Origin of the sequence: Acidovorax soli, from assembly GCF_014207955.1 — a bacterium.
Lineage (GTDB): Bacteria > Pseudomonadota > Gammaproteobacteria > Burkholderiales > Burkholderiaceae_C > Acidovorax > Acidovorax soli_A.
In genome coordinates this window covers 134,339-159,169 of record NZ_JACHLK010000015.1, presented here as the reverse complement: position 1 = coordinate 159,169, position 24,831 = coordinate 134,339, and the positions used below count along the sequence as shown (strand labels likewise).

Sequence of the window (24,831 nt, the reverse complement as noted above, 5' to 3'; positions counted from 1 at the left end):
AACGCTTTGGGTGCCTGGCACGTTGTGTGTATGTGTATGCACCGCAAGCGGTAAACCACCGACGCTCCTTTCACCCATCCACGGAACCGACGACCGAGAAAGCGCTCCACCCCTTCCATGCACGCCCACGACGACCGCGACCAGTTTGCGCCCCCCGCCCCACCCGCACGCCTGCGCGCCATTTCGCTCGCGGTGCTGGTGCACCTGGCGCTGATCGGCGCACTGACCTGGGGCGTGAACTGGAAGGCCAGCTCCGACCAGCCTGCCGTGCAGGCCGAGCTGTGGTCCGCCGTGCCCCAGCAGGCCGCGCCGCCCGAGGTGACGCCGCCCACGCCCCCCACCCCGCCGCAGCCGCCCGAGCCCCGGCCCGCCCCCACGCCAGCACCGCCGCCGCCGCCTCCCCCACCGCCGCGCGCCGTGGAGCCCGACACACGCGAGGCCGACATCGCCATCGAACGCGAGAAAAAGCGCCTGGAGCAGGAGAAAAAGGCCCGCGCCGAGAAGCTCGAACGCGAAAAGCGCGAGCGTGAGCGCAAGGAAGAAGAGCGCGAGGAACGCCTGGAGCGCGAAAAGAAAGAAAAACTCGCCGAGCAGAAGAAGGCCGAGCAGGAAAAGGAACGGCAAAAGAAACTGGCCGAGGAAAAGCGCAAGGCCGAGGAAGCCAAGGAGGCGAAAGAAGCCGCTGCGAAGAAGCAGCAGCGCGCCGAGGCCGAGGCCAAGCAGCTCGCCGCCCAGCGCGAGGCCAACCTGCGCCGCATGCAGGGGCTGGCGGGCTCCGAGGGCAATGAGCGCTCCACCGGCACAGCGCAGCGCGACTCCGGCCCTTCAGGCAGCTACGGCGGCCGCGTGGCCGCCAAGGTCAAGCCCAACATCGTCTACCCCGACGCCATCTCGGGCAACCCGCGCGCCGAGGTCGAGGTGCGCCTGGCGCCCGACGGCACCATTGTCGGCAAGCGCCTGGTGCAATCGAGCGGCAACAAGGCCTGGGACGAAGCCGTGCTGCGCGCCCTGGAGAAGACCGAGACCTTGCCGCGCGATGTGGACGGACGCGTGCCGCCCTCGCTGACCATCGGGTTCAGGCCGCAGGACTGAGCACCGCTTCGGGCCCTTCAGAGGCCGCAGGCCGGCGCCAGGCCTCGCACCCTAAGCCGCCAGCGCCGCAAAGCCCTCGGCCATGCTGGAGGGGGCAATGCCATGGATCTCCGGCACCACCACGCCATGCGCGACGAACGGGTCAGCCTGCACGCGTGCAACGACCTCCTCCGTGGTGAGCTTCACCGCCAGAATGGCGCCGCCCTGGGCGCTGTCCAGCGAGCCGGCCAGCAGAAACACGCCGTCGCGGATGCCGTCCTGGATCCACTGCTTGTGCCCAGCCATCCACTGGCTGGCCTGGGCCTTGTTCGGCCCGAACTTCAGGAATACGACGTGCATGGCTGGCCCCTTCATGGTGATGGGTTGTTGACGACAAAAAGAGAAGGAAAGGCCCTCAACGGGCTGCCGCGCCCAGCCCCGGTCCACCATCGGCAATGGCAAGGATCCACGCTGTCAGCTGCGCCACCTCGCGGTGGATGAAGGTTTCATCGCGGAAGGCATTCGCCAGCGAGGCGATGCCCTGGCTGCGTGCCAACAGGTGCATGGCCAGCGTGTCGGCATCGTGGGAGCGCCCCAGCGCGACGAACTGCACCCGCAGCCACTGGCGGAACTGGCCGAAGACCATGCCCGCATCGGCCTGGGCCGGGTGGTCCAGCTTGGCCAGTTCGGCGCACAGCGTGCCCACGGGGCAGCCAAAGCGCTGGATGGCTTCGCGGTTGTCCACCATCATCTGCGCAAAGCACTGCAGGCGGTCGGCCGGCGTGTGTGCCGCCTGCGCCCAGGCATCGAGCATGGCCTGCGTCTGCACCCGGCGGTGCGCAATCACGGCAGCAAGGATCTCGTCCTTGGTCTTGAAGTGGTAGTAAAAATTGCCGCGCGAGATGCCCAGCGCCCCTGCAATGTCGGCAAACGCGGTGTTCTCGAAGCCACGCTCGTAGAACAGGCGGTCGGCCTGCTCCACGATGCGTTGGCGGGTGCTGGGCGCGGCGGGCGCACGGCTTGTCATGTTGCGGTCTTCCACCTCGATTAGGTCATACATCCTAATTATTAGGACAATTGACCCAAACAATCAATGCCTCCTTTGCACGCAAGATGACTCACTTGCGCAGATGCATGAATCGATGAAAAATTGCATCAACCTTGATGAAGGCATTGACCATGCGCACCACCATCACCATTGACGATGCCCTTTATGAAGAGGCATTGGAAGTTGCAGAGCCCGGGATGGACAAAGCAGAGCTGATCCGCGAGGCCATGAAGACTTTTGTGCGGGTGCAGGCCGCGAAACGGCTTGCATCCCTGGGCGGCGCGGCGCCCGACATGGCAGACATTCCCCGGCGCAGCGAAGGCCCTGCGCAGTGATACGCGTGCTGGTCGACACCTCTGTCTGGGTCGCTCACTTCCGCCAGCGCAACACCTCCCTGGTGGAATTGTTGTTATTGGATTCGGCCTTGATGCATCCGATGGTGCTGGGCGAGATCGCCTGCGGCACCCCGCCATCCCGGGCCACCACCATCGCCGACCTGCAGCGCCTGCAGCCTGCATCCGAAGCCAGTTTGGCGGAGGTGCTGGCTTTTGTGGAAAGAGAACAGCTGTTCGGCCTGGGTTGTGGTCTGGTCGACCTGACCCTTTTGGCCTCCACCTTGCTGACGCCGGGCGCCAGGCTCTGGACCCTGGACAAGCGGCTGGCCGCCTTGGCCGAGCGCTTTGGAGCCGCGCACCGCCCTGCGGTGCACTGAGAGCAGACAACAAAAAACCCGGTGGCCGCCAAGGCAGCCACCGGGTTCTTGCATCGCTTCTCTAGAGGACCACGCCTTCGAGGCGTGGCCCGCTCACCCGCTCTCCGTTATCGGTCGCGCCGCTCCATGCGGCGGTTCAGGTTCAGCGCGCCCAGCGTGCAGGCCACGCCCGACAGCAGGTACACCGTCACGGCCAGCAGGCCGAACTGGGCCGACAGGCCCAGCGCCACCAGGGGGGCGAAGGCGGCGCCGATGATCCAGGCCAGGTCGGCCGACAGGGCGGCGCCCGTGTAGCGGTACTTGGGCGAGAAATTGGCCGTCACCGTGCCCGAGGCCTGGCCGTACGACAGGCCCAGCAGCACAAAGCCCAGCAGCAGGAACATGGTGCTGCCCACCTCGCCGGTGTTCAGCAGCACCGGCGCCATGAAGCTGAACACGCCGATCATCACCGCCATGCCGCCCAGGAGCTTGCGCCGGCCCAGGTGGTCCGACAGCCAGCCCGAAATCATGATGGCCCCGGCCGCCAGGAAGGCGCCCACGATCTGCACGCCCAGGATCTGGGTCACGGGCTGGTCCGAATACAGGGTGATCCACGACAGCGGGAACACCGTGACCAGGTGGAACAGCGCAAAGCTGGCCAGCGCCGCGAACGCGCCCAGCAGCACATTGCTGCCTTCGTCACGCATCACGTCGCTCACGGGCACGGGCTGCAGCTCACGCTCCTGCAGCAACTCGGTGTAGGACTGGCCCACCACCAGGCGCAGGCGGGCGAACAGGGCCACCACGTTCACGGCAAAGGCCACGAAGAAGGGGTAACGCCAGCCCCAGGCCAGGAACTCCTGCACCGTGAGGTTGCTGTACAGGTAGGCGAACAGCCCGGCCGCCAGCACAAAGCCCACGGGCGCGCCCAGCTGGCCGATCATGGCGTACCAGCCACGGCGGTGCTTGGGCACCGACATGGCCAGCAGCGACGGCAGGCCGTCCCACGAGCCGCCCAGCGCCAGGCCCTGGCCGATGCGCAGGATCAGGAGCGCCACGATGGCGGTGGTGCCCAGGTCCTTGTAGCCAGGCAGGAACGCCATGCCCACCGTGCACACGCCCAGCAGGAACAGCGCGATGGTCAGCTTGGTACCCCGCCCCCAGCGCCGCTGGATGGCCATGGAGATGGCGGTGCCGATGGGCCGCACCACGAAGGCCACGGCCAGCAGCGCGAAGGCCGCCAGCGTGCCGTCCAGGCGCGACATGAAGGGAAACAGGAACGACGGGAAGACCAGCACGCAGGCGATCCCGAAAACGAAGAAGTCGAAATACTCGGAAGAACGGCCAATGATCACGCCGACGGCGATTTCACTGGGGGTGACGTCTTCATGCGTGTCTGCATGCGACAGGGAGGCGGAGTTCTCTTCATATCCCATCGAGGGGAGGGTGGCAGATGCGGTACTGCTCATGAACAGGGGCTCCTTTTGTGTTGTGTAACTGATACACCCACGTTTTACACCCAGCCTGCGCCCCCGACAAGTGCGGTTTCACCCAGATCACTGCAGGACAAACCCTCTACCTGCATCAACGGTCTTGACCGGGACGCCTCCAAAGGAGCAAAAAGTTGACCTTGGACAAAATGTCCAATGGACAAATTTACCCGCTCTATTACATTGAGCGCCAAATTGTCATTCGCGTTTACCCCTAAGAACCTGCAGGGCATCCTTTGTAACAACAAAGAGACGCCGAGCAGGCACCGAACGCAACTTTGGGTCCTTCATATGCCAAATCCTCCCCGACTTCGCGGGTCTGTTGCGTGGCTGCCAACGGCAGCACTCACCGCACTGGCCGCCAGCCTCACCGGCTGCAGCAAGGCTGTCGTCCTCAACCCCGCAGGCGACATCGCCTCCCAGCAGGGCCACATGGTCGTGCAGGCCACCTTGCTGATGCTGATCATCATCGTGCCGGTGATCGCCCTCACGCTGTGGTTCGCCTGGAAGTACCGCCAGAACAACCAGAACAACACCGAAGAGGACTACGACCCCGACTGGCACCACTCCACCACGCTGGAGCTGGTGATCTGGACGGTGCCGCTGCTCATCATCATCGCGCTCGGGGCCCTCACCTGGATCGGCACCCACAAGCTCGACCCCTACCGCCCGCTGGACCGCGTCTCGGCCACCAAGCCGCTCGAACCCCAGTCCACCCCCATGGTGGTGCAGGTCGTGGCCATGGACTGGAAGTGGCTGTTCTTCTACCCCGAGCAAGGCATTGCCACCGTCAATGAGCTGGCCGCCCCGGTGGACCGCCCCATCCTGTTCAAGCTGACCGCCACGTCCACGATGAACGCCTTCTACGTGGCCGACCTGGCCGGCATGATCTACGCCATGCCCGGCATGCAGACCGAGCTGAACGCCGTGATCAACAAGCCGGGCGTGTACCCCGGCATCGCCTCGCACTACAGCGGCTCGGGCTTCTCGGGCATGACCTTCAAGTTCCATGGCCTGAGCCAGGGCGACTTCGAGCAGTGGGTTGCCAAGAACAAAGCCGAGGGCAAGCCCCTGGACAAGGCCACCTACCTGAACCTGGTCAAGCCCAGCGAGCGCGACCCCGTGCAGCGCTTTGCCAGCGTGGAAGAAGGCCTGTACGACAAGGTGCTCAACCGCTGCGTCGAAGAGGGCAAGATGTGCATGCACCACATGATGTCCATCGACGAGCGCGGTGGCGAAGCCTTCATGAAGGCCCAGGGCCTGAACCTGCCCCAGGACGTGTGCACCGTGGACAACGCCGGCCAGATCGTCGCCGCCCTCGAAGCGCGCCACGCCACGGTCTACGACCGCACCCTCTCGCGCCAATGACCCGCGCCCAAGACAGATTGATTGACTGACTGACATGTCTACATCACCCGCAACCGAAACGCATTGGGCCCTGGGCCGAATCACCTGGGACTCCATACCCATGGCGCACGAGCCCATCGTGCTCATCACCTTCATCGGTGTCGTGCTGGGCGGCCTGGCCGTGCTGGCCGCCATCACCAAGTTCCGCCTGTGGGGCACCCTGTGGCGCGACTGGTTCTGCAGCATCGACCACAAGAAGATCGGCATCATGTACATGATCCTGGGCGTGGTCATGCTGCTGCGCGGCTTTGCCGACGCGCTCATGATGCGCCTGCAGCAGGCCATGGCCTTTGGCGACAACATGGGCTACCTGCCACCGCACCACTACGACCAGATCTTCACCGCCCACGGCGTGATCATGATCTTCTTCGTGGCCATGCCGCTGGTCACGGGCCTCATGAACTACCTGGTGCCGCTGCAGATCGGCGCGCGCGACGTGTCCTTCCCGTTCCTGAACAACTTCAGCTTCTGGATGACCACCGCCGGCGCCGTGCTGGTGATGGTGTCGCTGTTCCTGGGCGAGTTCTCCACCGCCGGCTGGCTGGCGCTCTCGAACCTGGGGGCGCAGAACCCGGGCGTGGGGCTCGATTACTACATCTGGGCGCTGCAGATCGCGGGGGTGGGCACCACCCTCTCGGGCATCAACCTGATCGTCACCATCATCAAGATGCGCGCCCCCGGCATGAACCTGATGAAGATGCCCATCTTCACCTGGACGGCCCTGTGCACCAACGCGCTGATCGTCGCCTCGTTCCCCGTGCTGACCGCAGCCCTGGTGCTGATGTCGCTGGACCGCTATGCCGGCACCAACTTCTTCACGAACGACCTGGGCGGCAACGCCATGCTGTACGTGAACCTGATCTGGATCTGGGGCCACCCTGAGGTCTACATCCTGATCCTGCCCTGCTTCGGCATCTTCTCCGAAGTGGTGGCCACGTTCTGCAAGAAGCGCCTGTTCGGCTACACCTCCATGGTGTACGCCACGGTCGTTATCACCATCCTGTCGTACCTGGTGTGGCTGCACCACTTCTTCACCATGGGCTCCGGCGCCAGCGTGAACACCTTCTTCGGCATCACCACGATGATCATCTCGATCCCCACGGGCGCGAAGATCTTCAACTGGCTGTTCACCATGTACAAGGGCCGCATCCGCTTCGAGCTGCCCATGATGTGGACCGTGGCCTTCATGGTCACCTTCGCCATCGGCGGCATGACCGGCGTGCTGCTGGCCGTGCCCCCGGCCGACTTCGTGCTGCACAACAGCCTGTTCCTGATCGCCCACTTCCACAACGTGATCATCGGCGGCGTGCTGTTCGGCCTGTTCGCCGGCATCAACTACTGGTACCCCAAGGCCTTCGGCTACAAGCTCGACCGTTTCTGGGGCCTGTGCTCCTTCTGGCTGTGGGTGGTGGGCTTCTATGTCGCCTTCATGCCGCTGTACGTGCTGGGCCTGATGGGCGTCACGCGCCGTGCCAACCACTTCGAAGACCCCTCGCTGCAGATCTGGTTCGTCATCGCCGCCATCGGCGCCGGCCTGATCGCCCTGGGCATCGGCTGCCTGCTGATCCAGATCGTGGTGAGCTACTTGAAGCGCGAGCAACTGCGCGACCACACCGGCGACCCATGGGACGCCCGCACGCTGGAGTGGGCCACCTCCTCGCCCCCGCCGGACTACAACTTCGCCTTCACCCCCAAGGTGTATGAGATCGACGCCTGGTGGGACATGAAGAAGCACGCCTACGCGCGCCCGCTCACCGGCTTCGAGCCCATCCACATGCCGGCCAACACCGGCTCGGGCGTGGTCATCTCGGCGCTGTCGCTGGTGCTGGGCTTTGCCCTCATCTGGCACATGTGGCCGCTGGCCATCCTGTCCTTCGCGGGCGTGGTGCTGGTATCCATCGTCCACACGTTCAACTACAAGCGTGACTTCTACATCCCCGCCGCCCAGGTGACGGAGACCGAGAACCTGCGTACCCAACAACTGCGCGCCGCCCATGTCTGATATCACCTACAACCTTGCCGCTGCCGCTACCACGGCGGGCGGCCCCACGGCCGCCACACTGCCGCGCCGCGAGTACCACCTGGCGCACGAGCCCCACCCCGAGAACGGCACCGCCCTCGGGTTCTGGCTCTACCTGATGAGCGACTGCCTCATCTTCGCCGCGCTGTTCGCCACCTATGGCGTGCTGGGCCGCAGCTACGCCGCCGGCCCCACCGGCGCGCAGCTGTTCGACCTGACGCTGGTGGCCATCAACACGGCCTTCCTGCTGCTGTCGTCGATCACCTTCGGCTTCGCCATGATCAAGAAGCAGCAGAACAACGTGAACGGCACGCTGCTGTGGCTGGCCATCACCGGCGTGTTCGGCCTGTGCTTCCTGGGGCTGGAGCTGTATGAGTTCCACCACCTCATCCACCAGGGCGCGGGCCCGCAGCGCAGCGCCTTCCTGTCGGCCTTCTTCACGCTGGTCGGCACCCACGGCCTGCACGTCACCTTCGGCCTGATCTGGCTGGTGGTGCTGATGATCCAGATCAAGAAGCACGGCCTGATCCATGAGAACAAGCGCCGCCTGATGTGCCTGTCGATGTTCTGGCACTTCCTGGACGTCGTCTGGATCGGCGTCTTCACCTTCGTGTACCTGATGGGAGTTCTGTAATGGGCGCCGCACAACACACTGCACACGGCCATGACAGCCACGGCCACGACGACCACCACGGCGACGTGGGCCCGCACAGCTCGTTCTCGGGCTACATGGTCGGCTTCGTGCTGTCCATCATCCTCACCGCCATCCCCTTCTGGCTGGTCATGGCCAAGGTGATCTCGGACCGCAACACCGCCATCCTGGTGCTGGGCGCCTTCGCCATCGTGCAGATCCTCGTGCACATGGTCTGCTTCCTGCACATGAACGGCAAGATCGAAGGCGGCTGGACCCTGCTGTCCACCATCTTCACCGTGGTGTTCGTGGCCATTGCCATCAGCGGCACGCTCTGGGTCATGTTCCACATGAACGCCAACATGATGCCCGGCCACAACTCGGCCACCAGCACGCCGGCCACGCAGACCGAAGGCGGCGCCGCAGGCCACCACACCCCTTGAGGGTGACGGCAGCCCCGCCGGCAGCGGTGGGCCTGCTTTTGATTGCACAGCGGCCGCCTCCAGCGGCCGTATCTGTTTCTGGCCTGTGCGCCAGGGGTCCCGACAAGGAGTTTTCGATGTCTGCAACCAAGGCCACCTCCCGCCGCCTGCGCCGGGCCGTGCTGCTGGTGCTGGGCGCGGCCCTGTTCCTGGGCTTCATCGCCCTGGGCACCTGGCAGGTGCAGCGCCGGGTGTGGAAGCTCGACCTCATCGAGCGCGTGGACCAGCGCGTGCACGCCACCCCCGTGGCCCTGCCCCCGGCCAGCGCCTGGCCCGGCATCACGGCCGACACGCATGAATACCTGCCCGTGGCCGTCACCGGCCGCTGGCTGCCCGGCAAGACCGTGCTCACCCAGGCCGTCACGGCCCTGGGCTCGGGCTTCTGGGTGATGGGCGCCCTGCAGCAGGCCGACGGCACCCAGGTGCTGGTGAACCGCGGCTTCATCCCGCAGGACCAGCGCGCGGAATGGACCGGCAACAAGGCCGACAGCGGCACCGCCCCCGTCACCGTGCAGGGCCTGGTGCGCATGAGCGAGCCCAAGGGCGGCTTCCTGCGCAGCAACGAACCTGCGGCGCAGCGCTGGTTCTCGCGCGACGTGGCGGCCATGGCCCAGGCGCTGCAGTTGCCGCAGGCAGCGCCGTTTTTCATCGACGCCGGCCTGCCCCAGCGCGGCGTGGCCAACCCGACGGCCGAGGCCGTGGAAGTGCACGGCGCGGCAGCCGCCACTGCCGGCACCACCTGGCCGCGCGCAGGGCTCACCACCATCCGCTTTCCCAACAGCCATGCGGTGTATGCGCTCACCTGGTATGGGCTGGCGCTGATGGTGCTGGGCGCGGGCTGGTTCGTGGCGCGCTACGAGCGGCGCCAGGACAGCCAAGGCGCGGGCCATTAGACTCACCCCATGCCTCTGCAACGCCTCGCCAAGAGCGCCGAGTTCCTGCGCAACCCGCGCGCCGCCGATGCCGCTGCCGGCATCAAGAACCTGCAGCAGCTGATCCAACTGCGCTGGATGGCCGTCATCGGCCAGATTTTCACCATCGAGGTGGCCAGCCACAGCCTGCGCCTGGCCATCCCGCTGCAGCCCATGCTGCTCGTGGTGGGTTGCCTGGCCGTGTTCAACGTGGTCAGCCTGCTGCGCCTGCGCACGGGGGTGCAGGTGCGCAATGTGGAGCTGTTTCTGGCCCTGCTGGTGGACGTGGCCGTGCTCACCACCCAGCTGTACCTGAGCGGCGGCACCAGCAACCCGTTTGTCTTTTTGTACCTGCTGCAGATTGCGCTGGGCGCCATCTTGCTGCGCGGCGCCTACATCTGGAGCATGGTGGGCATCACCACCGCATGCTTTGCCCTGCTGGCCAACTACCACCTGCCGCTGGAGCTGCCGCACGACCTGCACCAGGGCCTGTCGAGCCTGTATGTGCTGGGCCTGCTGGTGTGCTTTGTGCTCAACGCCATTCTGGTGGTCATATTCATCACCCGCATCAGCCTGAACCTGCGCGAGCGCGACGCCCGCCTGGCCGCCGCACGTCGCCGCCGGGTGGAAGAAGAGCACATCGTGCGCATGGGCCTCTTGGCATCGGGCGCGGCGCACGAGCTGGGCACACCGCTATCGACCCTGGCCGTGATCCTGGGCGACTGGGCGCACGACGAAGAGCTGATGGGCGACGAGGTGCTGGGCGAAGACATCACCGAAATGCGCACCCAGGTGCAGCGCTGCAAGAGCATCGTGAGCGGCATCCTGCTATCGGCCGGCGAGGCGCGCGGCGAGGAGTCCGAACAGACCACCGTGTGCAAGTTTGTCGACGCCCTGGCCGAAGAATGGCGCACCACGCGCACCATGCCCGCGTTTTCGTACCGCAATGATTTTGGCGAAGACACGCCCATGGTGTCGGACACCACGTTGAAGCAGATGGCTTTCAATGTGCTGGACAATGCACGCGACGCATCGCCCCAGTGGGTGGAGCTGGTGATCACCCGCGACGACACGGCCGAGGCGCCTGCGCTGTGCATCACCGTCAACGACGCAGGCCCCGGCTTTGCGCCGCAGATGCTGGAGCACCTGGGCGAGCCCTACCAGTCCACCAAGCAGCGCCCCGGCAGCGGCCTGGGCCTGTACCTGGTGATGAACGTGGCCCGCACCCTGGGCGGCAGCGTCACCGCGCGCAACCGGGCCGGCAACGGCGAAGGCAGCGGCGCCCAGGTGAGCATTCGCCTGCCCCTGGCCGCCATCGCCCTGCCCCGCGGTCACCGGCCGGCGTGATGCCCAGTCAAAGTTGACTTTGTACTAGAACAAACCTCGGACCAGACCGCCATGGACGACACCACCACCAGCAGCCCCGCAGCAGCAACCGCAGACGCGCCCAAGGACGCCAAGGAAACCAAGCGCCAGCTGCTCATCGTGGAAGATGACGAGGCCTTTGCCCGCACCCTGGCCCGCTCGTTCGAACGCCGCGGCTACCGCGTGCTCCAGGCCGCCAGCCTGCCCGAGGTGGAAGCCCTGCTCACCCAGCACACCCCCGGCTACGCCGTGGTGGACCTCAAACTCAAGGGCGACGCATCGGGCCTGGCCTGCGTGCAAAAGCTGCACGCCGCCAGCGAAGCCATGCTCATCGTCGTGCTCACCGGTTTTGCCAGCATCGCCACCGCCGTGGAGGCCGTGAAGCTGGGCGCCTGCCACTACCTGGCCAAGCCGTCCAACACCGACGACATCGAGGCCGCCTTCGGCCTGCGCGAGGGCGATACCGAGGTGGATGTGACCAACCGCTCCAGCTCGCTCAAGACGCTGGAGTGGGAGCGGATCCACGAAGTGCTGGCGGAAACGGGGTTCAATATCTCGGAGACGGCGCGGAGGCTGGGGATGCACCGGAGGACGTTGGCGCGGAAGCTGGAAAAGCAGCAGGTGAGTTGAGCACAGCACCTAGTTTGGTGCATCATTCGCTTGGCAAAAGTGTTTGGAACATATTGCGTACCTCATCCTCACTCATCGATTGGCGCTCTATTTCATTGGCTGTTGGAATCGGCGCTCCTTCACCCTCATCTGGCTCATCGGCATCGTCAGAGTAGTTAGCAAGCTCTACTCTCAGTGTTTCCAGCGCCTCCGAAAAATGGTGCCTCCATTTTCCACCGTCAACCAACTCCGTTAGATTATCGATAATATCTTGCCGCTCATCATAGTCACCACAAGAATCCCACTCTTCTCGCCAGCCAATTTCCTTATAATAGCGTAGCGCCTTATTTAAATTTCTCGTGTCACGCTGGCGCCAACCTTGAACTTGGCCAGGAAAATCTACCATTCGACGCCAAACACCTGCAGTCGCATTAGGTAAAGCGAGTAGCAATTTTTCTAGCAGCCGCAGTCGGATTTGATCTCCGCCATTTTCAACAAACCATTCCAATCCAGCCCATTCAAAAATCAAATCTGGAACTCTCCAAAAATTCACTCCCTGCTGGGGAATTTGGTCAATCAGTTGCCCCATTGCGTCAAAAACCGCCTGCTTTATATGCTGCGATCTTTCATCATTAAAGAAATCCGCAAGAAAAGCAAGTCGATTTTCTCGCCCCGCATCAATGGGAAATCCAATAGTCTGTCCGTCATCAGATCTGGACCAGCGAACATGTGGCGCTGAAAGAAGTTCTGCAATTTTTTCGAGAATCAAGCTCCGCCTGCTATTGTAGTTTGGATGAGCTCGCAACTCAGGCTTCGCTTTCACCAAGCGCCACAATGCAACAACTTGTTCGAAGCGAACCGCAGAATTCAGGAGATCATCGAATATTTCTGGAGTTTCTGAAATTTGCAAAGAAACGTAATCCTTCACCGAAGGATTTAAAAAATCAACATTATCGAAATCTATTACAACAAAAGCCCCTTCCAGCAAGCGCAATGCCTCCTTGAAATCCAAAGGACTGCATTTGAAATGATATTTCTCCGCCCTGGCAGAGTGAAATTTATTAAAAACCACCTCAAATTCTTTGACGTCATTTGCCGCATAGACAGTATATAAAACCAACAGGAGAGATTTGCCACTCTCCGGTATATCATTTCTAAAAGCGTGACCCCATATTTTCGTTGGATCCCTCAGAAGATCTTTCACGAATTGTTGATAAAAAGGCGGGGCAACATCATTTACACGTTGCAAGCTAGCAAGCCATTCAATTAAGCGCGGATTGAAGTGAGGATGTTTTATGACATGAAGATAAAATTTATCTCGAAGCATTTCATCTTTGTGTGCCCGAGACAATGTACTGAAGTAGAGATGGTTATATACCATCCGCGCACGATCACCAAAATTGTAATCCCCAAGCTCAAGCACAACTCGGTCCCTGACCACTGTACTGCTATTCAGCCGCTCAGAGAGCTGAATAGCGCCTCCTAAGATGTGTTCCCGTGTGGTGAGAATGAATCTGGAGTATGGAGAGCTTTGTACCATCTCCATGAAATCAACTACTGCCTTGTCTTGATTTCTTCCAAAATAGTCCCTCCGATCCCCAAGAAATGTTTGACCAAGGAAGTCATCGTAGTAGAATACCTGCTTTTCTTCATGGCGATATAGCTTCTTGCCTTCTGAAATATCTCCAGCCATCACCACCGGCTGATATCCCTCTTCAAGATTAGAATAGAGCAAAAGTTCAGCCAAGGTCGTCTTTCCAATTCCTGGCGCACCGGATATCACAATTATTCGATTCGCATCAAGTATCTGCCTTGCACGTGGGTATGCATTGTTTTGAACAAACAGTGGAAGCTTTCGACGAATTCTTTGCACCTCGAACTCAGTTTGACAAATCTCTGCGTTGTGCATAATTCGTTCAAGAACACTGGTACTCGTCAGCCATAGCTTGAAGTTGGATCGTTCAACAGCCGGGTGTCTGGCGAGCAGTCCGTCCAAGTCATCAACACCAATGACATCGGCAGTAGATTTGATATGCGGAGCCAGCGCTTCCATGATCGCATCTTTATTAGCAGGACTTAGCGGAACACTTGTCACCAAGACATAACGCGCTGGATTTACCCTGATAATTTTAGGAAGCTCCGAGGCCTTCAAGTGCCGGAGTAATGCTGCGAATCCCGATTGAAAATAATGCTTGCACTGCACGACTATCGAACTCTGCGGGCTAGTTGCATAGCGCAGATCTATACCGCCATCGCGGCCAGACTTAAATGCCTCAATCGCAACACCCCATTCGGCTTGTAGTAAATCACGGGCAATTTCTTCGAAGTCTTGCGGCGATAGTGCGTCGTAGTTGTAGTTTGGCATTTTTCAATGATTCAAGGCGCTCTAAGTTTCGGACTAAGCTCGGTCCCTCGCCGAGTTCGCTCAAATAACTTTGCCATAGAAGCACCTATCTGTGTGAAGTAATTGGGCCTCCTTGGTATTTCAGGGCGATGCACAAACGACATTGAGCGTCCAAGGGACTTAGTCGTCGCATCCTGGGCAACTGCATAGACGCCAGACACGATCCTCTCCCCGTGGCCTGAGAGGTCCTGCGGGAGTTGGTAGAGTCTCTGCAATCGAGCCATCAGGTGACGCCGTGTTGATAGTCCTACACAAGAGCGCACGCACCACGCCCGCTGTGCATCCAGAGATACGAGACCGCCAAAGTCTTAATCCAGCGCTTTGGCATTCCCTGTCCTAGTGCCACCAAGAGCGTCAAGAAGCGATTGCATCGGACAATACGTTGACGTGCCGGCTGCAAATTTCACCTGAAGTGGTACGTTACGGTTAGGTGCAGCACAAAGCCATGGAGTTTCAAAGCAAAAACTGACCGACCCACCAGGCAGAAAAAATTCTACCGCGCCGGCACCCCACCCTGCCACTGCCCCCAGTTCCGCACAATGTGGTCCACCACCCGCGTGCCCACCAGCGCCACGTTTTCCACCGTCTCCGCAAAGCCCCCTGCCGTCTCACCCGGCGCAGGGTCCAAGTGCTGCAGCGTGGTCTCGTTCGGGTTGCCCTGGTCAAAATTCACCGCGCCGCGCAGGCTCATCAGCCGGTCGGTGCCGTGGGTGCGCTTGACCACCAGGGCGATGGCGGCGGCTTCCATCTCCGTGATCACATAGTCATCGGCGCCGTAGAGCTTGGCGATGTACTGGGCCTGGCGCGACATGCCGGGGCCGTGGAAAAAGGTGTCGCCGGTCATGTGGGTGCCGCTGGTGACGGCGGGGCTGCGGCGGGCCGCTGTGTCGGGGTAGCGAAGGCGGTAGGTGCGGGCGCTGTCGGAGTCCTTGAGGGGCACGTCCACCGTGAGGTTCATGGCCCAGTCCACCAGCAGGGGGTTGAGCTGGAAGCGGCGGTATTCCTCATAGCCCTTGCGCGGCATGAAGGTGGGTGCGCCGGGGGTGTTTTCTTCAGGCGCCCAGCGGTGGCCCAGGTCGTAGTCCACCAGCCAGGTGCCCCAGCTCACATCGGCAATGGTGCCGCGCTGGGGCGGCGTGCCGGCCACGCCGGAGATCACGTAGTACGCCTCTGCAAAGTCGAACTTCGGGTTGAGCAGAATGGCCTGCATGGACGAGGACGAGTTGACCTTGCCCATGCCCAGCACGGCGCCGCACACGCCATCCGCATTGCAGTACACGGGGCCCAGGGCACCGGGCACGGTGATGGGGGTGGCGTCTTTCCAATACCGCTCGTACCAGTGCTGGAACTCGCCCGCGCGGTCGCCGGTATTCTTGCCGATTTCGAACATGGCGGCGACGAAGACCTTGACGCGGATGGGTGCAGTAGCAGTGGCCGTCGCAGAGGGTGCCGTGGCGCAGCCCATGATGGAGGCCGCGGCCAGGGCCGGCACAAGCCAGCGCGCGGGACGGAGAAAACAGGGGTGGTTGAAAAGCATGGAAGACACCTTGGCAAGGGAAAGATAAGTGGCTGTGCCTTGTGGGCGGCACATGCCAGCGGCACCGCAAGAATTACGCCATTGTGCGCCCGGCAATCCGTGCCGGATCAGTGTGGCCGGTAGCGCTGGATGAGGGCGGCAATCGCTTTACCGTCGTCGTCTTTTCGGCGCTCGGCACGCATGCGCGCGGTGTTGCCCATCCACCCAGTGATGTCGGGATCTGCGCCGTGTTTGAGCAGCAGCTCCACCATTTCCGGATAGTCGCGCTGCACCGCCAACGAGAGCGGTGTCTCGCCAATCGTGGCCTCGTCATGCGCGTTGACGTTGGCACCTTGCAGGATCAGCCACTCAGCCACCCGGTAGTGCTCGCCCTCCACGGCGTAGTGCAGCGAGGTACGGCCCAGGTCATCGAATGCACCGAGCGCGTGGTTGCCTGCGGCCAGCAATCGAAGCAGTTCTTCCTGGTCGCCATCGGCCGCCGCACGGTGCAGGCGCTCTTTCTCGAACCAATCGTCATCCATGGGCATGGCCCCGAGGGTAACCCGCCAGCGCAGCCATGGGCTCGCCAGTCAATCCAACGGCACAATCCGGCTCCATGCCCCCTTTGCGCACCATGCTCGCCAGCGGCCTTGCCCTTCTTCTTGCCCTGCTGCCGGCAGGCACCGCGTGGGCCGAAGACCTGTGCGCCCCCAGCCCTGAAGAAGCCGCGGTGCGCTTTGTCCAGTGGAGTGGTGGCGCAGAGGCACGGCGCACCGCCGAGCTGATCGAGCCGCGCAGCCTTGCACCGTTCAAGCAACGGCTGGCGCAGCTGATGGACGCGCGGTACTCGCCCGATTCCGAGGCCTTCAGGGAGCGCTTGCTGGGGCCGGGCTGGACGGCGCAGCGCATGGCGGCAGCGACCGACAAGGAGCTCGTGGGCCAGTTCCTGGCGGGGGGCCAGGCCCTGCGCCGCGATTGGAAAATCTCCGGCGTGCGCGCCATCGACAGCCAGCGCGGCCTGCTCGATGGCCGGGAGGTCACGGTGTCTTACCAGGTGGAGAGCCCCACCCTTGGCAGCAGCACGCAGAAGCGCACGTTCACCGCACACCCCTCACCTGGCAACAAGTGCTGGCTGGTGCAGATGCCGACCGAATCGCGGGTGCGGCTGGACGAGATCGCCCAGGCCTTGAAGGCCTCACGGCCGCAGGTGGACATTGCCCGTGCGGGCCCGGCCCGGGCCGACTGGCTGGTGGCGCCTGCCAGCTACACCCCCAAGCCGGGCATGAAAGAGCTGGCACACCGTGGTGAAGCAGGTTCATCTTCTTCCCCCGCCTGGGTGGACATGGGGGCGGCGCTGCTCACCGCAAAGGACCTGGTGGGTGCCCGTGCCGCGTGGGACTGCGAGGCGTCGTTCGCGGGCCCTGAAGATCCGGCCATCTGGCTCACGCTGTCGGCCGATGGATCGAACGCCTTGACGGAATGGACGCGCTCGCACCACGGCGCCACCCTGGCCATGGTCGTGAACGGGCAAGTCGCGGTGATCGCCCGGGTGGCCGGGGTGCTGGGGTCGAAGCTGCAGATGTGCCTGCCGGGCGCCAGCCTGGAGCAGGCGCAGGCACTGGCGAACGACCTGATGGGAACGCCCAGGTAACCCCCGGGGGAGCGAGCCTGCAGAACGGCAATACGGCCCATTGAGGGCCAACCCTAATGCACCTGAATTAATTCAAGTGCATTATGGAGCCCATGATGCCTGCCCTTGCCTCGCCCGCCGACGACCCTTCGCCATCGCCCTCCCCCTCCCCCGCCGACCCGCAAGCCACCCGCACCCGCCTGATCGAAGAGGCCATGCAGCTCATGGCGCGCGAGGGGATGAATGCCGTGTCGCTGCGGCGCATCGTGATCGCGGCGGGGGCGCAGAATCCTTCGGCCCTGCACTACCACTTTGGCGGGCGCGATGAGCTGGTGGCGGCCATCTCCTGCTACCTGCAGCAATGGCTGGAACCCCGTGCCTGCGCGCGATTGGAAGCCCTGGCCGGCCAACCCGGCTACACCGTGCGCGATGTGGTGGAGGCCGCCTTTGGCCCCGTGATCGCCATGCTGAGCGAACCCGCGCTGGGGCGCGATGCCGTCAACTTCATCGGGCGGCTGGGATGGGACTATGGCGAGAAGGGGCAGGAGATTTCGGCCGCCCTGCACCGCCGCACGCTGGAGCTGACGCTGGCGCGGCTGCAGGCGCTGATGCCCGGCGTGGGGCGCGAGACCATCCAGTTTCGCCTGTTGCTGACCATGAACGCGGTGTATTACGGCATCTCGTACCGCAGCTACATGCGGCGCTCGCCGTTCGGCCCCATGGAGCTGGCGATGCCGGGCGATGAGGAACGCCAACAGACTGAATTCCTCGATTACCTGGTGGCCGGCCTGAGCGGCTAAGGCAGCGCTGCTGGCCTGGCTGCTGACGAACGCCCGGCCAGAGCGCTTTCTTAGCCACTTTCCTCCTGCTGATGAACCACGCGTGTGCGTTGCCTGGGCAACGCACCTGCAGCGCCAGCCTGCGCCCATTTTTGACTGCAACCCTGTGGAGACAACGATGAAGAAAAAGACGACGACACACCCAAGTAACAACACCAACACTGCCCAGCCCGGCATGCCCTGGCGCCGCACCCTGCTGGGCCTGGCCGTGGCCACCGCTCTGACTGCCTGCGGCGGTGGCGGGCAGGCGCTGGTGGATGGCGGCGGCGCCGGCTCGGGCGAGTTCACCATCAGCACGCACGAGCTGGCCAGCCGCGCCAAGGCCGCGCGCACACCGGGCACGGCGGGTGTCACCGTGGCGCCGGGCAGCAAGCTGGCTGTGCAGTTCGGCGCGGCGGGGCCAGACCTGAACCGGGTGCGCTACACGCGCTACGGGTTGGCGGCCCATGCGGGCAAGCCGGTGGATGCGGTGCTGGTAGCGATGCCGGGCACGCTGGCCGCGTCGCACAGCTATTTGATCCTCGCCGAGAACCTGGTGCGCCGCATGTGGGCCGACCACAAGGCGGTGGTGGAGGTGTGGGGCGTGGACCGCCGATCCGTGGCACTGCAGGACATGGAGGGCCTGAACATTGCCGAGCGCGAGCGCGATGCCGCGCTGGGCCTGAATTACCTGTACGGCGCCGAGCTGGGCCTGCCGCTGCCGGCCAAGCTGGCGCGGCGCGCGGTGTTCCATGAAAGCCGCGAAATCCCCTTCCTCGCGGACTGGACGCCGCAGGTGCATTCGCTGGACCTGGATGCGGTGGTGACCGCAGCGCACACGGTGGCGCGCGATGGCAATGTGTTTCTGGGCGGGCATTCGGCGGGCACGGGTTTTGTGGCGCGCTATGCGGCCACGGACTTCAACCTCAGCGGCACAGGCGCAGCGCAGCCGGGCTATGCCAAGCTCAAGGGGCTGGTGCTGTTCGAGGGGCCGGGCGGTGCGCTGGCCACCAGCGCCCCCACGGCGGCGCAGCTCGATGCGGTGGAGCGCGCGGCCGATGGCGGGCTGTACGCCGCCGTGGCCTCGGGGGCGGAGCCGGGCTTTGTCTCGCGCCCGGGCCTTACGCCGCGCGTGAGCGCATCGACCGAGATCGCGGGCATGCAGATGGCCTTCGAAGGCACCATCAACGGCACGCAGGCGCTGCTGCAGCAGGACCAGGGGGGAGTGGCGGGCAACAACGTGTACGCGCGGCTGGCCGACTTCAGCAAGCGCGACTTTCCCGTGACGGCGGGCGCGGCCATCGGCACCTTCATGGACGATGACAACCTGCAGCGCACGGTGTTCTATTCCGTGTCGATGGGCGCCCTGGGCCCGGCGCGCGCCGACGGCTTGCGCACCTGGCTGGACAATACCGACCCGCTGCCCGCCGCGGCCTACCGCGACTTCGGCCCGCAGCCCGCCACGCTGGTGGCCAGCCCGCCGGCCTGGGGCAAGGAGGTGGAGCCCACCAACCTCAAGCGCCTGTCGCGCGCGTTGTACTTGGGCAACACCACCTACAGCGACTGGTACTACCCCAGCTCGGGCCTGCTGCTGGCCAATGCAGAGGGCAGCGGCGGCGCCAACCTGGGGCTCGATACCAGCGCCCTGTCGCTGCCCGTGGCCCAGGGCGGGCGCGGCCGCGCCGACATCGTGAACCAGACACAGGCGAAAAAGATCAACATCCCCGTCATCGCCTTTGGCGGCACCAACGGCCTCACGCCCGTGGCCGGCATCTGGCGCGGCTTTGCCGAGGCCATTGCGCCCTGCGCTGCTGCGAGTTGCAAGGTCGGCATTGCGCGCACGCCCGCAGGCCAGGCCACGCTGGTAGCCAACCGCCAGTACGGCGGTGTGGATGGCGGCTTCGAGGTGCACATGAGCGAGGGCTATTCGCACGTGGACATCGTCACTGCGGATGACGATGCGACGAACAACGTGATCCGGCCGCTGGCGGCCTTTCTGCAGCGCAACGTGAGCGCGGGGGCGGGCAAGTGATGCGGGGCCTGCTTTTGTCGCTGGCGCTGGGTGGCGCCACCACCATTGCCCATGCCGCAGACCCTGCCGCTCTGGACTGCCTGGGCCCGGTACGGCACGAATCGCCCGCGCCCGGCTCGGCCGAGTGGGCGCAGCGCGATGCCGACAACATGGCCTGCGCACGCCAGCGCATCGACGATTTTGCGCAGCAACCCGCCGCGCTGTTCACCCCCGGCAAGACGCCCGCGCTCGATGCCTACCGCAACCCGGCCAGCCATGCCGGCAAGCGCTTTCGGTACACCGAGGCGAGCACACCGTCTGCATCGGGCAAGCCGATTGCCGTGGAGATCTACCGGCCCTGCGCCGCAGGCAGCTGCACGGGCCTGCCGGCCGGGCTCAAGACCTTCGAGCCGCCCTACCCTGCGGTGGTGATCGTGCACGGGGGCTACAGCTCCAAGCGATTGCACCGCTCGGCCGCGCAGGTACTGGCCGAGGCGGGGTACATGACCATCGCACTGGAAACCACCGCGCCCATGGGCACGCACGGGCCCGATGCGCAGAGCGTGGTGGACTGGCTTTTTGCCACACCCAAAGCGCCGCTGGCGGGCGATGCCGCCCGGTTCTTCCCGCACTGGGACCAGCTCGATGCGCGCATGGTAGGCATTGCCGGCCACTCCCAAGGCGGCAGCACGGCCAGCCTGATCGGGCAAACGGACAAGCGCATCGGTGCCATCGTGGCATGGGACAACCTCACGGCGCTGAAGACCGGCTGGGTGGACAAGATCGGCATGGACCCGGCCGCCGACCTGGCGATCCGCACGCCCGCGCTGGGCATTGGCGCGGACTACTACTTCAAGGTGGTGCCCACCACCGAGCCCCCCGAACCCGCCAAGACCAACACCCAGGGCGGCCGCGGCCGGGGCACGGAGGCCCACCCCAAGGACCCGGGCTACCAGGAACTCAAGGCAGCCGGGGTAGACACCATGCTGGTCATGCTGCGCGCGGGCACGCACCTGGACTTTTCGCTGTTTGGCGGGCCGGCCAGCCGGTATGGCGAGGGCGTCATCAACTACTACACGCTGGCCTGGTTCGACCGTTACCTCAAGGGCGCGCACGACCCCGCGCTGGCGACCGATGCCTTCAAGCGCCTCACGGCGCAGAGCTTCGACGACTCGGCCGACCGGCACAACATCAGCCAGGGGCTGTACGACAGCAAGGCGGTGGCAGCGGGCGATGCCATCACCCAGGGCAACCGGCCGTACCGGATCGCCGGCACGCCGGTGCGCGACCGGCTGTCGTTCTACTTCCGGTCGCGCTGCGCGATCACCCAGCCGGGCAGCACGCTGCGGGTGGGGTCGGAGGACATGCGGGCGGCGGGGTGCCGGTAGGTTGGGCCCCCCAAGTGCTACAGGGGCTTGTGGCGCGAGGGCTGGGTGCAGTCAGGGACAATGGCGGCCTGCCCTGCAAACCGCCTCCATGCCCTCCCCACGTTCTGCCGCCCCCGCTTCCTCCCCTGCACGCAGCTGGGCCCACGCCCGCATCACGGCCACGGTCGAACAGCGGCGCGTGCTCGACTCTGCGGCGCCAGCCATCGTCATCAGCGCACTGGCGGGCACGGGCAAGACGACCACGCTGTGCATGAAGGCGTGCAACCTGCTGTTGCAGGCAGGCAAAGCGGGGCAGGCCCGGGAACCGGCGCCCATCCTGTTCCTGGCGTATTCGCGCGCCGGGGTCACGGCCATCCGCGACCGCATGCTGCAGCTGCACGGCAAGGTGCCCGCGAGCATGCAGATCCTGACCATGGAGCAGCTGTGCGAGGTGGTGCTCAAGGAACAGGGCGACCCGGTGGAAAAGCTCGACGACCCGGTGCGCCGGCGCTTTCTGATCCTGCAGGCGCAGCAGGCCCTGCGGTTGGAGCTGGAGCGCAATGACCATGGCGGGGGCAGCGACGATGACGAACTGCTGGCGCAGAACGTGGACATTGATGCCTTCCTGGCCTTCGAGGCGCTGGCCAAGAAGAAGCTGCTGCACCGGGACATCGAGGATTCGGGCCTGGACCTGCGTGCCTTCTGCGACGACCAGGGCCTGGACTACGGCCTGTGCCGCCTGTACGGCCAGTACGAGCGCATGCGCGTGGGCATGAACCACGAGCCGCGCTTCTATGCCGAGGGCGACTGCACCTTCGAGCTGTGCCGCCAACTGGGCGCGCTGGACTGGGACCAACCCCTCGATGCCCTGCGCGAGCGCTACAGCGCCGTGCTGTTCGACGAACTGCACGACCTGGACGAGGGCGCACTGATGGTGCTGCGCAAGCTGGTGCAAGGGGGCAACGGCCTTTTCGTGGGCGCGGGAGATTTCAACCAGCACATCCACGAGGGCTCGTTCTCGGTGTTCGGCTCGGGCCTGCAGCGCATGCGCGAGTGCCTGCCGGCGGACACCGAGGTGCTGGCGATCAACACCACGCGGCGCTTCGGCGCGGAGATCTGCGCGGCGCTGAACCCGCTGTTCGGCGTGGCGTTTGCGCCCATGGCGCAAAGCTCCGATGCGTTTGCGCACCTCACCTACGACAGCGACGAGCACTGCGCCGCGCAACTGGTGGAGTTGCACGGGCAGATCGTCAATGCCTGGGGCGCGCTGCAGGACGCCAAGGGCGACGGCAAGGGCACAGGCCAGAACAACAGCTCGCTCAACGTGGTGCTGCGCAGCCCGCAGGACAGCATCCTGCTCGAATGGGTGTTCGGCCACGAGGGCGTGCACTATGGCTGCCAGGGCATGAGCCCGTTCTACCTGCGCCGTGAGGTGGCACTGGCCCTGGCGCTGATGTGGGCGCTGCAGGGCGATGGCGGCGAGCGCCACCTGACCCCGGGCATCGTGGGCGCTGCGGTGGAAGGCCTGCTGCACTATGGCCGGCGCGCGGCGCGCGGCGGCGCGGCCGACGTGGACCTGCTGGCCCAGGGCCGCTTCGACGATGCCGGCTGGACCGACCTGCCCGGCGCCCAGGAAGGGCAGAAGCTGGCGGCCACGCTGCACAGCAGTGCCACGCGCATGCGCCGCTACATTGCCCACGGTACGCTGGACCCGAGCGCGCCCGAGCTGGCCGATGCCTGCGCCCAGCTCATGGCGCTGGCGCCCAATGCGTGCGCCCCGCTGCTAGCCGACGCGGGCCTGTTCTGCGCCCACCCGCTGGTGCGCCGCATCTTTGCCGAGGCGCCCATCAATGGTGCCGAGCGCAGCGCCTGCCTGGCCAGCCTGCAGGCGCTGGCGGGCCTGGCCCACGGCCTGCCCGTGGCCGAGCTGCTGGGCCGCCTCACGCTGCTGGCCACGGCCAGCATCGCCATGCACCAGGCCAACGAGCCCATCAGCCTGCGCCTGCTGAGCGTGGAGGCCTGCAAGGGCCGCGAGTTCACCTTTGTGGCCGTGCCCTTTGTGGAGCGCGGGCGCTTTCCTGGGCCCGCGTCGCACCAGGAGGCCTATCGCGAGCGCAACATGCTCTACGTGGCCATGACGCGCGCACGCGCAGCGCTGTGGCTGGTGGAGAGCGCTGCCAAGCCAGTGTGGCCAGGGCCGGTGTAGGCAGCTCCAATGCGCTGAGCGCCGCCCGCAGCGGATGCAATTGGCGCTGCCCATACCAGTGCCCCCGTGCAAGGGCCGCCCCGCCGCACTGGGGGCGTCCCCCTCCCGACTCGCGCAGCGAGTCGAGAGAGGGGTGAAGGCGCGAAGCGACTCAGGGGGTGCTCACTTCAAGCCGAGGTAGCTCGTCCACTTGCGCTCGTAATCGTTCCTGGCGAACTCTTCGGCCATGAAGTCGATGAAGGAGCGCACCTTGGCCGACAGGTGCTTGCGGCTGGGGTAGGCGATGTTGATCTGGATGCGCGGCAGGTCCCAGTCGTTGAGCAGCGGCACCAGCCGGCCGGCGACGATGTCGTCGTAGACGATGTAGCTGGGCTGCACGAGGATGCCCAGGCCGCCCAGCGCGGCGGCGCGCAGCACCTGGCCATCGTTGGATTCGAGCAGGCCCTGGATGCCCACCACACGGGTCTCGGCGCCGTTCGACAGGCGCAGTTCGTGCGCATGGTTGGCCAGCACGTAGATCAAAAAATCGTGGCGCGCCAGGTCCTCGGGCTCCTGCGGCGTGCCGCGCGCGGCCAGGTAGGCGGGTGAGGCGCAGAGCAGGCGCCGGGTGGAGGCGAGCTTGCGGATGGTGATGCTGCTGTCGGGCTCGAACTCGCGGTTGCGGATGGCCACGTCGATGCCGTTCTCGATCATGTCCAGGTAGCGGTTGGCGGCCTCGATGTGCACGCGCACCTTGGGGTAGCGCTGGTGGTACTGGGGCAGGCGCGGCGCGATCTGCTGCATGGAAAACGACAGCGAGGCGCTGACGCGCAGCACGCCCGAGGGGTTCAAGGTGCTGGAGTGCAGGGCGGCCTCGGCGTCCTGCAGCTCGGTGAGCGCAGTGCGGGCGCGTTCATGGAAGTCCTGGCCCTCGCTGGTCAGGTACAGGCGACGGGTGTTGCGCTCCACCAGCCGGGTCTTGAGCCGCCCCTCCAGCGCGGCCAGGTGGCGGCTGGCGGCGGGGTTGGACAGGCCCAGCGCCTCGGCCGCGCGGCTGACGCTGCCGACCTCGGCCACTTTGACAAACAGCTCCAGCTCGGTGAGGCGGTCCATATTTCCAATTCACGGAAAACTGGTTTCCATTATTGCGTATTTATTCTTAATTATGGAAATCA

22 protein-coding genes are annotated in these 24,831 nt (G+C 64.7%); 15 read left to right on the top strand and 7 right to left on the bottom strand.

What is annotated here, in order from left to right; genetic code table 11:
* Window positions 1-117: 117 nt before the first annotated feature.
* On the top strand, window positions 118-1,092 hold the full coding sequence (gene tolA, locus HNP48_RS28260) for a cell envelope integrity protein TolA (RefSeq protein WP_184863509.1): 975 nt from the start codon (window positions 118-120) through the stop codon (window positions 1,090-1,092).
* Between the two features lie 51 nt (window positions 1,093-1,143).
* On the opposite strand, the gene HNP48_RS28255 is transcribed toward tolA, so the two are convergent.
* Together HNP48_RS28255 and HNP48_RS28250 are read right to left on the bottom strand one after the other, a co-directional pair.
* The gene (locus HNP48_RS28255) at window positions 1,144-1,431 is read right to left on the bottom strand and encodes a YciI family protein (protein WP_184863507.1); all 288 of its coding nucleotides are present in this window, start codon (window positions 1,429-1,431) and stop codon (window positions 1,144-1,146) included.
* Between the two features lie 55 nt (window positions 1,432-1,486).
* Window positions 1,487-2,098, bottom strand: coding sequence for a TetR/AcrR family transcriptional regulator (locus HNP48_RS28250; RefSeq protein ID WP_184863505.1), 612 nt, complete (start codon window positions 2,096-2,098; stop codon window positions 1,487-1,489).
* A 152-nt stretch (window positions 2,099-2,250) separates the two neighbouring features.
* On the opposite strand from HNP48_RS28250, the gene HNP48_RS28245 reads away from it, so the two are divergent.
* Both HNP48_RS28245 and HNP48_RS28240 read left to right on the top strand, forming a co-directional pair.
* Window positions 2,251-2,454 carry a type II toxin-antitoxin system VapB family antitoxin gene (locus tag HNP48_RS28245; protein WP_184863503.1) on the top strand — a complete coding sequence of 68 codons (204 nt, stop codon included), beginning with the start codon at window positions 2,251-2,253 and terminating at the stop codon, window positions 2,452-2,454.
* Window positions 2,454-2,831 (top strand): type II toxin-antitoxin system VapC family toxin, encoded by a 378-nt coding sequence (locus tag HNP48_RS28240; RefSeq protein WP_184863560.1) that lies wholly within the window; start codon window positions 2,454-2,456, stop codon window positions 2,829-2,831. Before HNP48_RS28245 ends, HNP48_RS28240 begins: the two co-directional genes overlap by 1 nt.
* 107 nt (window positions 2,832-2,938) lie before the next feature.
* Here the strand turns inward: HNP48_RS28240 and HNP48_RS28235 are convergent, their stop codons facing one another.
* Window positions 2,939-4,279, bottom strand: a complete 1,341-nt coding sequence (locus HNP48_RS28235; RefSeq protein ID WP_184863501.1) for an MFS transporter — start codon at window positions 4,277-4,279, stop codon at window positions 2,939-2,941.
* 312 nt (window positions 4,280-4,591) lie between these two features.
* Here HNP48_RS28235 and cyoA point away from each other — a divergent pair, with 312 nt between their 5' ends.
* From cyoA to HNP48_RS28200, 7 genes are all read left to right on the top strand, one after another.
* The gene (cyoA, locus tag HNP48_RS28230) at window positions 4,592-5,668 is read left to right on the top strand and encodes a ubiquinol oxidase subunit II (protein ID WP_184863499.1); all 1,077 of its coding nucleotides are present in this window, start codon (window positions 4,592-4,594) and stop codon (window positions 5,666-5,668) included.
* A 34-nt stretch (window positions 5,669-5,702) separates the two neighbouring features.
* Window positions 5,703-7,709: a cytochrome o ubiquinol oxidase subunit I gene (gene cyoB / locus HNP48_RS28225; protein WP_184863497.1), complete on the top strand. Its 2,007-nt coding sequence runs from the start codon at window positions 5,703-5,705 to the stop codon at window positions 7,707-7,709.
* Entirely contained in the window at window positions 7,702-8,361 is a 660-nt protein-coding gene (cyoC, locus tag HNP48_RS28220; RefSeq protein WP_184863495.1) for a cytochrome o ubiquinol oxidase subunit III, read from the top strand. The genes cyoB and cyoC overlap by 8 nt, the downstream gene beginning before the upstream one ends.
* Window positions 8,361-8,801, top strand: coding sequence for a cytochrome o ubiquinol oxidase subunit IV (gene cyoD / locus HNP48_RS28215; protein WP_184863493.1), 441 nt, complete (start codon window positions 8,361-8,363; stop codon window positions 8,799-8,801). Before cyoC ends, cyoD begins: the two co-directional genes overlap by 1 nt.
* Window positions 8,802-8,917: 116 nt before the next feature.
* Window positions 8,918-9,733, top strand: coding sequence for an SURF1 family protein (locus HNP48_RS28210; RefSeq protein WP_184863491.1), 816 nt, complete (start codon window positions 8,918-8,920; stop codon window positions 9,731-9,733).
* 9 nt (window positions 9,734-9,742) lie between these two features.
* Window positions 9,743-11,098, top strand: coding sequence for an ATP-binding protein (locus HNP48_RS28205; protein WP_184863489.1), 1,356 nt, complete (start codon window positions 9,743-9,745; stop codon window positions 11,096-11,098).
* Window positions 11,099-11,149: 51 nt separating this feature from the next.
* The gene (locus HNP48_RS28200) at window positions 11,150-11,746 is read left to right on the top strand and encodes a response regulator transcription factor (protein ID WP_260420409.1); all 597 of its coding nucleotides are present in this window, start codon (window positions 11,150-11,152) and stop codon (window positions 11,744-11,746) included.
* A gap of 22 nt (window positions 11,747-11,768) precedes the next feature.
* Here HNP48_RS28200 and HNP48_RS28195 read toward each other — a convergent pair whose 3' ends face one another.
* From HNP48_RS28195 to HNP48_RS28185, 3 genes are all read right to left on the bottom strand, one after another.
* Entirely contained in the window at window positions 11,769-14,090 is a 2,322-nt protein-coding gene (locus HNP48_RS28195; protein WP_184863487.1) for a restriction endonuclease, read from the bottom strand.
* A 532-nt stretch (window positions 14,091-14,622) separates the two neighbouring features.
* The gene (locus HNP48_RS28190; RefSeq protein WP_184863485.1) at window positions 14,623-15,666 is read right to left on the bottom strand and encodes a purine nucleoside permease; all 1,044 of its coding nucleotides are present in this window, start codon (window positions 15,664-15,666) and stop codon (window positions 14,623-14,625) included.
* Between the two features lie 107 nt (window positions 15,667-15,773).
* Window positions 15,774-16,187 carry an ankyrin repeat domain-containing protein gene (locus HNP48_RS28185; protein WP_221480380.1) on the bottom strand — a complete coding sequence of 138 codons (414 nt, stop codon included), beginning with the start codon at window positions 16,185-16,187 and terminating at the stop codon, window positions 15,774-15,776.
* A gap of 74 nt (window positions 16,188-16,261) precedes the next feature.
* Between HNP48_RS28185 and HNP48_RS28180 the strand changes: the two genes are divergently transcribed.
* From HNP48_RS28180 to HNP48_RS28160, 5 genes are all read left to right on the top strand, one after another.
* The gene (locus HNP48_RS28180) at window positions 16,262-17,296 is read left to right on the top strand and encodes a SecDF P1 head subdomain-containing protein (protein ID WP_184863481.1); all 1,035 of its coding nucleotides are present in this window, start codon (window positions 16,262-16,264) and stop codon (window positions 17,294-17,296) included.
* Between the two features lie 95 nt (window positions 17,297-17,391).
* On the top strand, window positions 17,392-18,075 hold the full coding sequence (locus tag HNP48_RS28175; protein ID WP_184863478.1) for a TetR family transcriptional regulator: 684 nt from the start codon (window positions 17,392-17,394) through the stop codon (window positions 18,073-18,075).
* Window positions 18,076-18,232: 157 nt separating this feature from the next.
* The gene (locus HNP48_RS28170; RefSeq protein WP_184863476.1) at window positions 18,233-20,125 is read left to right on the top strand and encodes a hypothetical protein; all 1,893 of its coding nucleotides are present in this window, start codon (window positions 18,233-18,235) and stop codon (window positions 20,123-20,125) included.
* Window positions 20,125-21,492: a S9 family peptidase gene (locus tag HNP48_RS28165; RefSeq protein WP_184863474.1), complete on the top strand. Its 1,368-nt coding sequence runs from the start codon at window positions 20,125-20,127 to the stop codon at window positions 21,490-21,492. The genes HNP48_RS28170 and HNP48_RS28165 overlap by 1 nt, the downstream gene beginning before the upstream one ends.
* Before the next feature lie 88 nt (window positions 21,493-21,580).
* Entirely contained in the window at window positions 21,581-23,677 is a 2,097-nt protein-coding gene (locus HNP48_RS28160) for a UvrD-helicase domain-containing protein (RefSeq protein WP_184863472.1), read from the top strand.
* A 162-nt stretch (window positions 23,678-23,839) separates the two neighbouring features.
* Here HNP48_RS28160 and HNP48_RS28155 read toward each other — a convergent pair whose 3' ends face one another.
* On the bottom strand, window positions 23,840-24,769 hold the full coding sequence (locus tag HNP48_RS28155) for a LysR family transcriptional regulator (protein ID WP_184863470.1): 930 nt from the start codon (window positions 24,767-24,769) through the stop codon (window positions 23,840-23,842).
* Window positions 24,770-24,831 lie beyond the last annotated feature (62 nt).

Excerpts from the sequence above, each read along its gene's own strand:
- HNP48_RS28235 (WP_184863501.1), bottom strand. The coding sequence starts at position 4,279 with ATGAGCAGTACCGCATCTGCCACCCTCCCCTCGATGGGATATGAAGAG.
- cyoB (WP_184863497.1), top strand. The coding sequence starts at position 5,703 with ATGTCTACATCACCCGCAACCGAAACGCATTGGGCCCTGGGCCGAATC.
- HNP48_RS28195 (WP_184863487.1), bottom strand. The coding sequence starts at position 14,090 with ATGCCAAACTACAACTACGACGCACTATCGCCGCAAGACTTCGAAGAA.
- HNP48_RS28175 (WP_184863478.1), top strand. The coding sequence starts at position 17,392 with ATGCCTGCCCTTGCCTCGCCCGCCGACGACCCTTCGCCATCGCCCTCC.
- cyoD (WP_184863493.1), top strand. The coding sequence starts at position 8,361 with ATGGGCGCCGCACAACACACTGCACACGGCCATGACAGCCACGGCCAC.
- HNP48_RS28155 (WP_184863470.1), bottom strand. The coding sequence starts at position 24,769 with ATGGACCGCCTCACCGAGCTGGAGCTGTTTGTCAAAGTGGCCGAGGTC.
- HNP48_RS28210 (WP_184863491.1), top strand. The coding sequence starts at position 8,918 with ATGTCTGCAACCAAGGCCACCTCCCGCCGCCTGCGCCGGGCCGTGCTG.
- HNP48_RS28190 (WP_184863485.1), bottom strand. The coding sequence starts at position 15,666 with ATGCTTTTCAACCACCCCTGTTTTCTCCGTCCCGCGCGCTGGCTTGTG.
- HNP48_RS28185 (WP_221480380.1), bottom strand. The coding sequence starts at position 16,187 with ATGGATGACGATTGGTTCGAGAAAGAGCGCCTGCACCGTGCGGCGGCC.
- cyoA (WP_184863499.1), top strand. The coding sequence starts at position 4,592 with ATGCCAAATCCTCCCCGACTTCGCGGGTCTGTTGCGTGGCTGCCAACG.
- HNP48_RS28170 (WP_184863476.1), top strand. The coding sequence starts at position 18,233 with ATGAAGAAAAAGACGACGACACACCCAAGTAACAACACCAACACTGCC.
- HNP48_RS28180 (WP_184863481.1), top strand. The coding sequence starts at position 16,262 with ATGCCCCCTTTGCGCACCATGCTCGCCAGCGGCCTTGCCCTTCTTCTT.
- HNP48_RS28255 (WP_184863507.1), bottom strand. The coding sequence starts at position 1,431 with ATGCACGTCGTATTCCTGAAGTTCGGGCCGAACAAGGCCCAGGCCAGC.
- HNP48_RS28205 (WP_184863489.1), top strand. The coding sequence starts at position 9,743 with ATGCCTCTGCAACGCCTCGCCAAGAGCGCCGAGTTCCTGCGCAACCCG.
- HNP48_RS28200 (WP_260420409.1), top strand. The coding sequence starts at position 11,150 with ATGGACGACACCACCACCAGCAGCCCCGCAGCAGCAACCGCAGACGCG.
- HNP48_RS28250 (WP_184863505.1), bottom strand. The coding sequence starts at position 2,098 with ATGACAAGCCGTGCGCCCGCCGCGCCCAGCACCCGCCAACGCATCGTG.
- HNP48_RS28165 (WP_184863474.1), top strand. The coding sequence starts at position 20,125 with ATGCGGGGCCTGCTTTTGTCGCTGGCGCTGGGTGGCGCCACCACCATT.
- tolA (WP_184863509.1), top strand. The coding sequence starts at position 118 with ATGCACGCCCACGACGACCGCGACCAGTTTGCGCCCCCCGCCCCACCC.
- cyoC (WP_184863495.1), top strand. The coding sequence starts at position 7,702 with ATGTCTGATATCACCTACAACCTTGCCGCTGCCGCTACCACGGCGGGC.
- HNP48_RS28160 (WP_184863472.1), top strand. The coding sequence starts at position 21,581 with ATGCCCTCCCCACGTTCTGCCGCCCCCGCTTCCTCCCCTGCACGCAGC.
- HNP48_RS28245 (WP_184863503.1), top strand. The coding sequence starts at position 2,251 with ATGCGCACCACCATCACCATTGACGATGCCCTTTATGAAGAGGCATTG.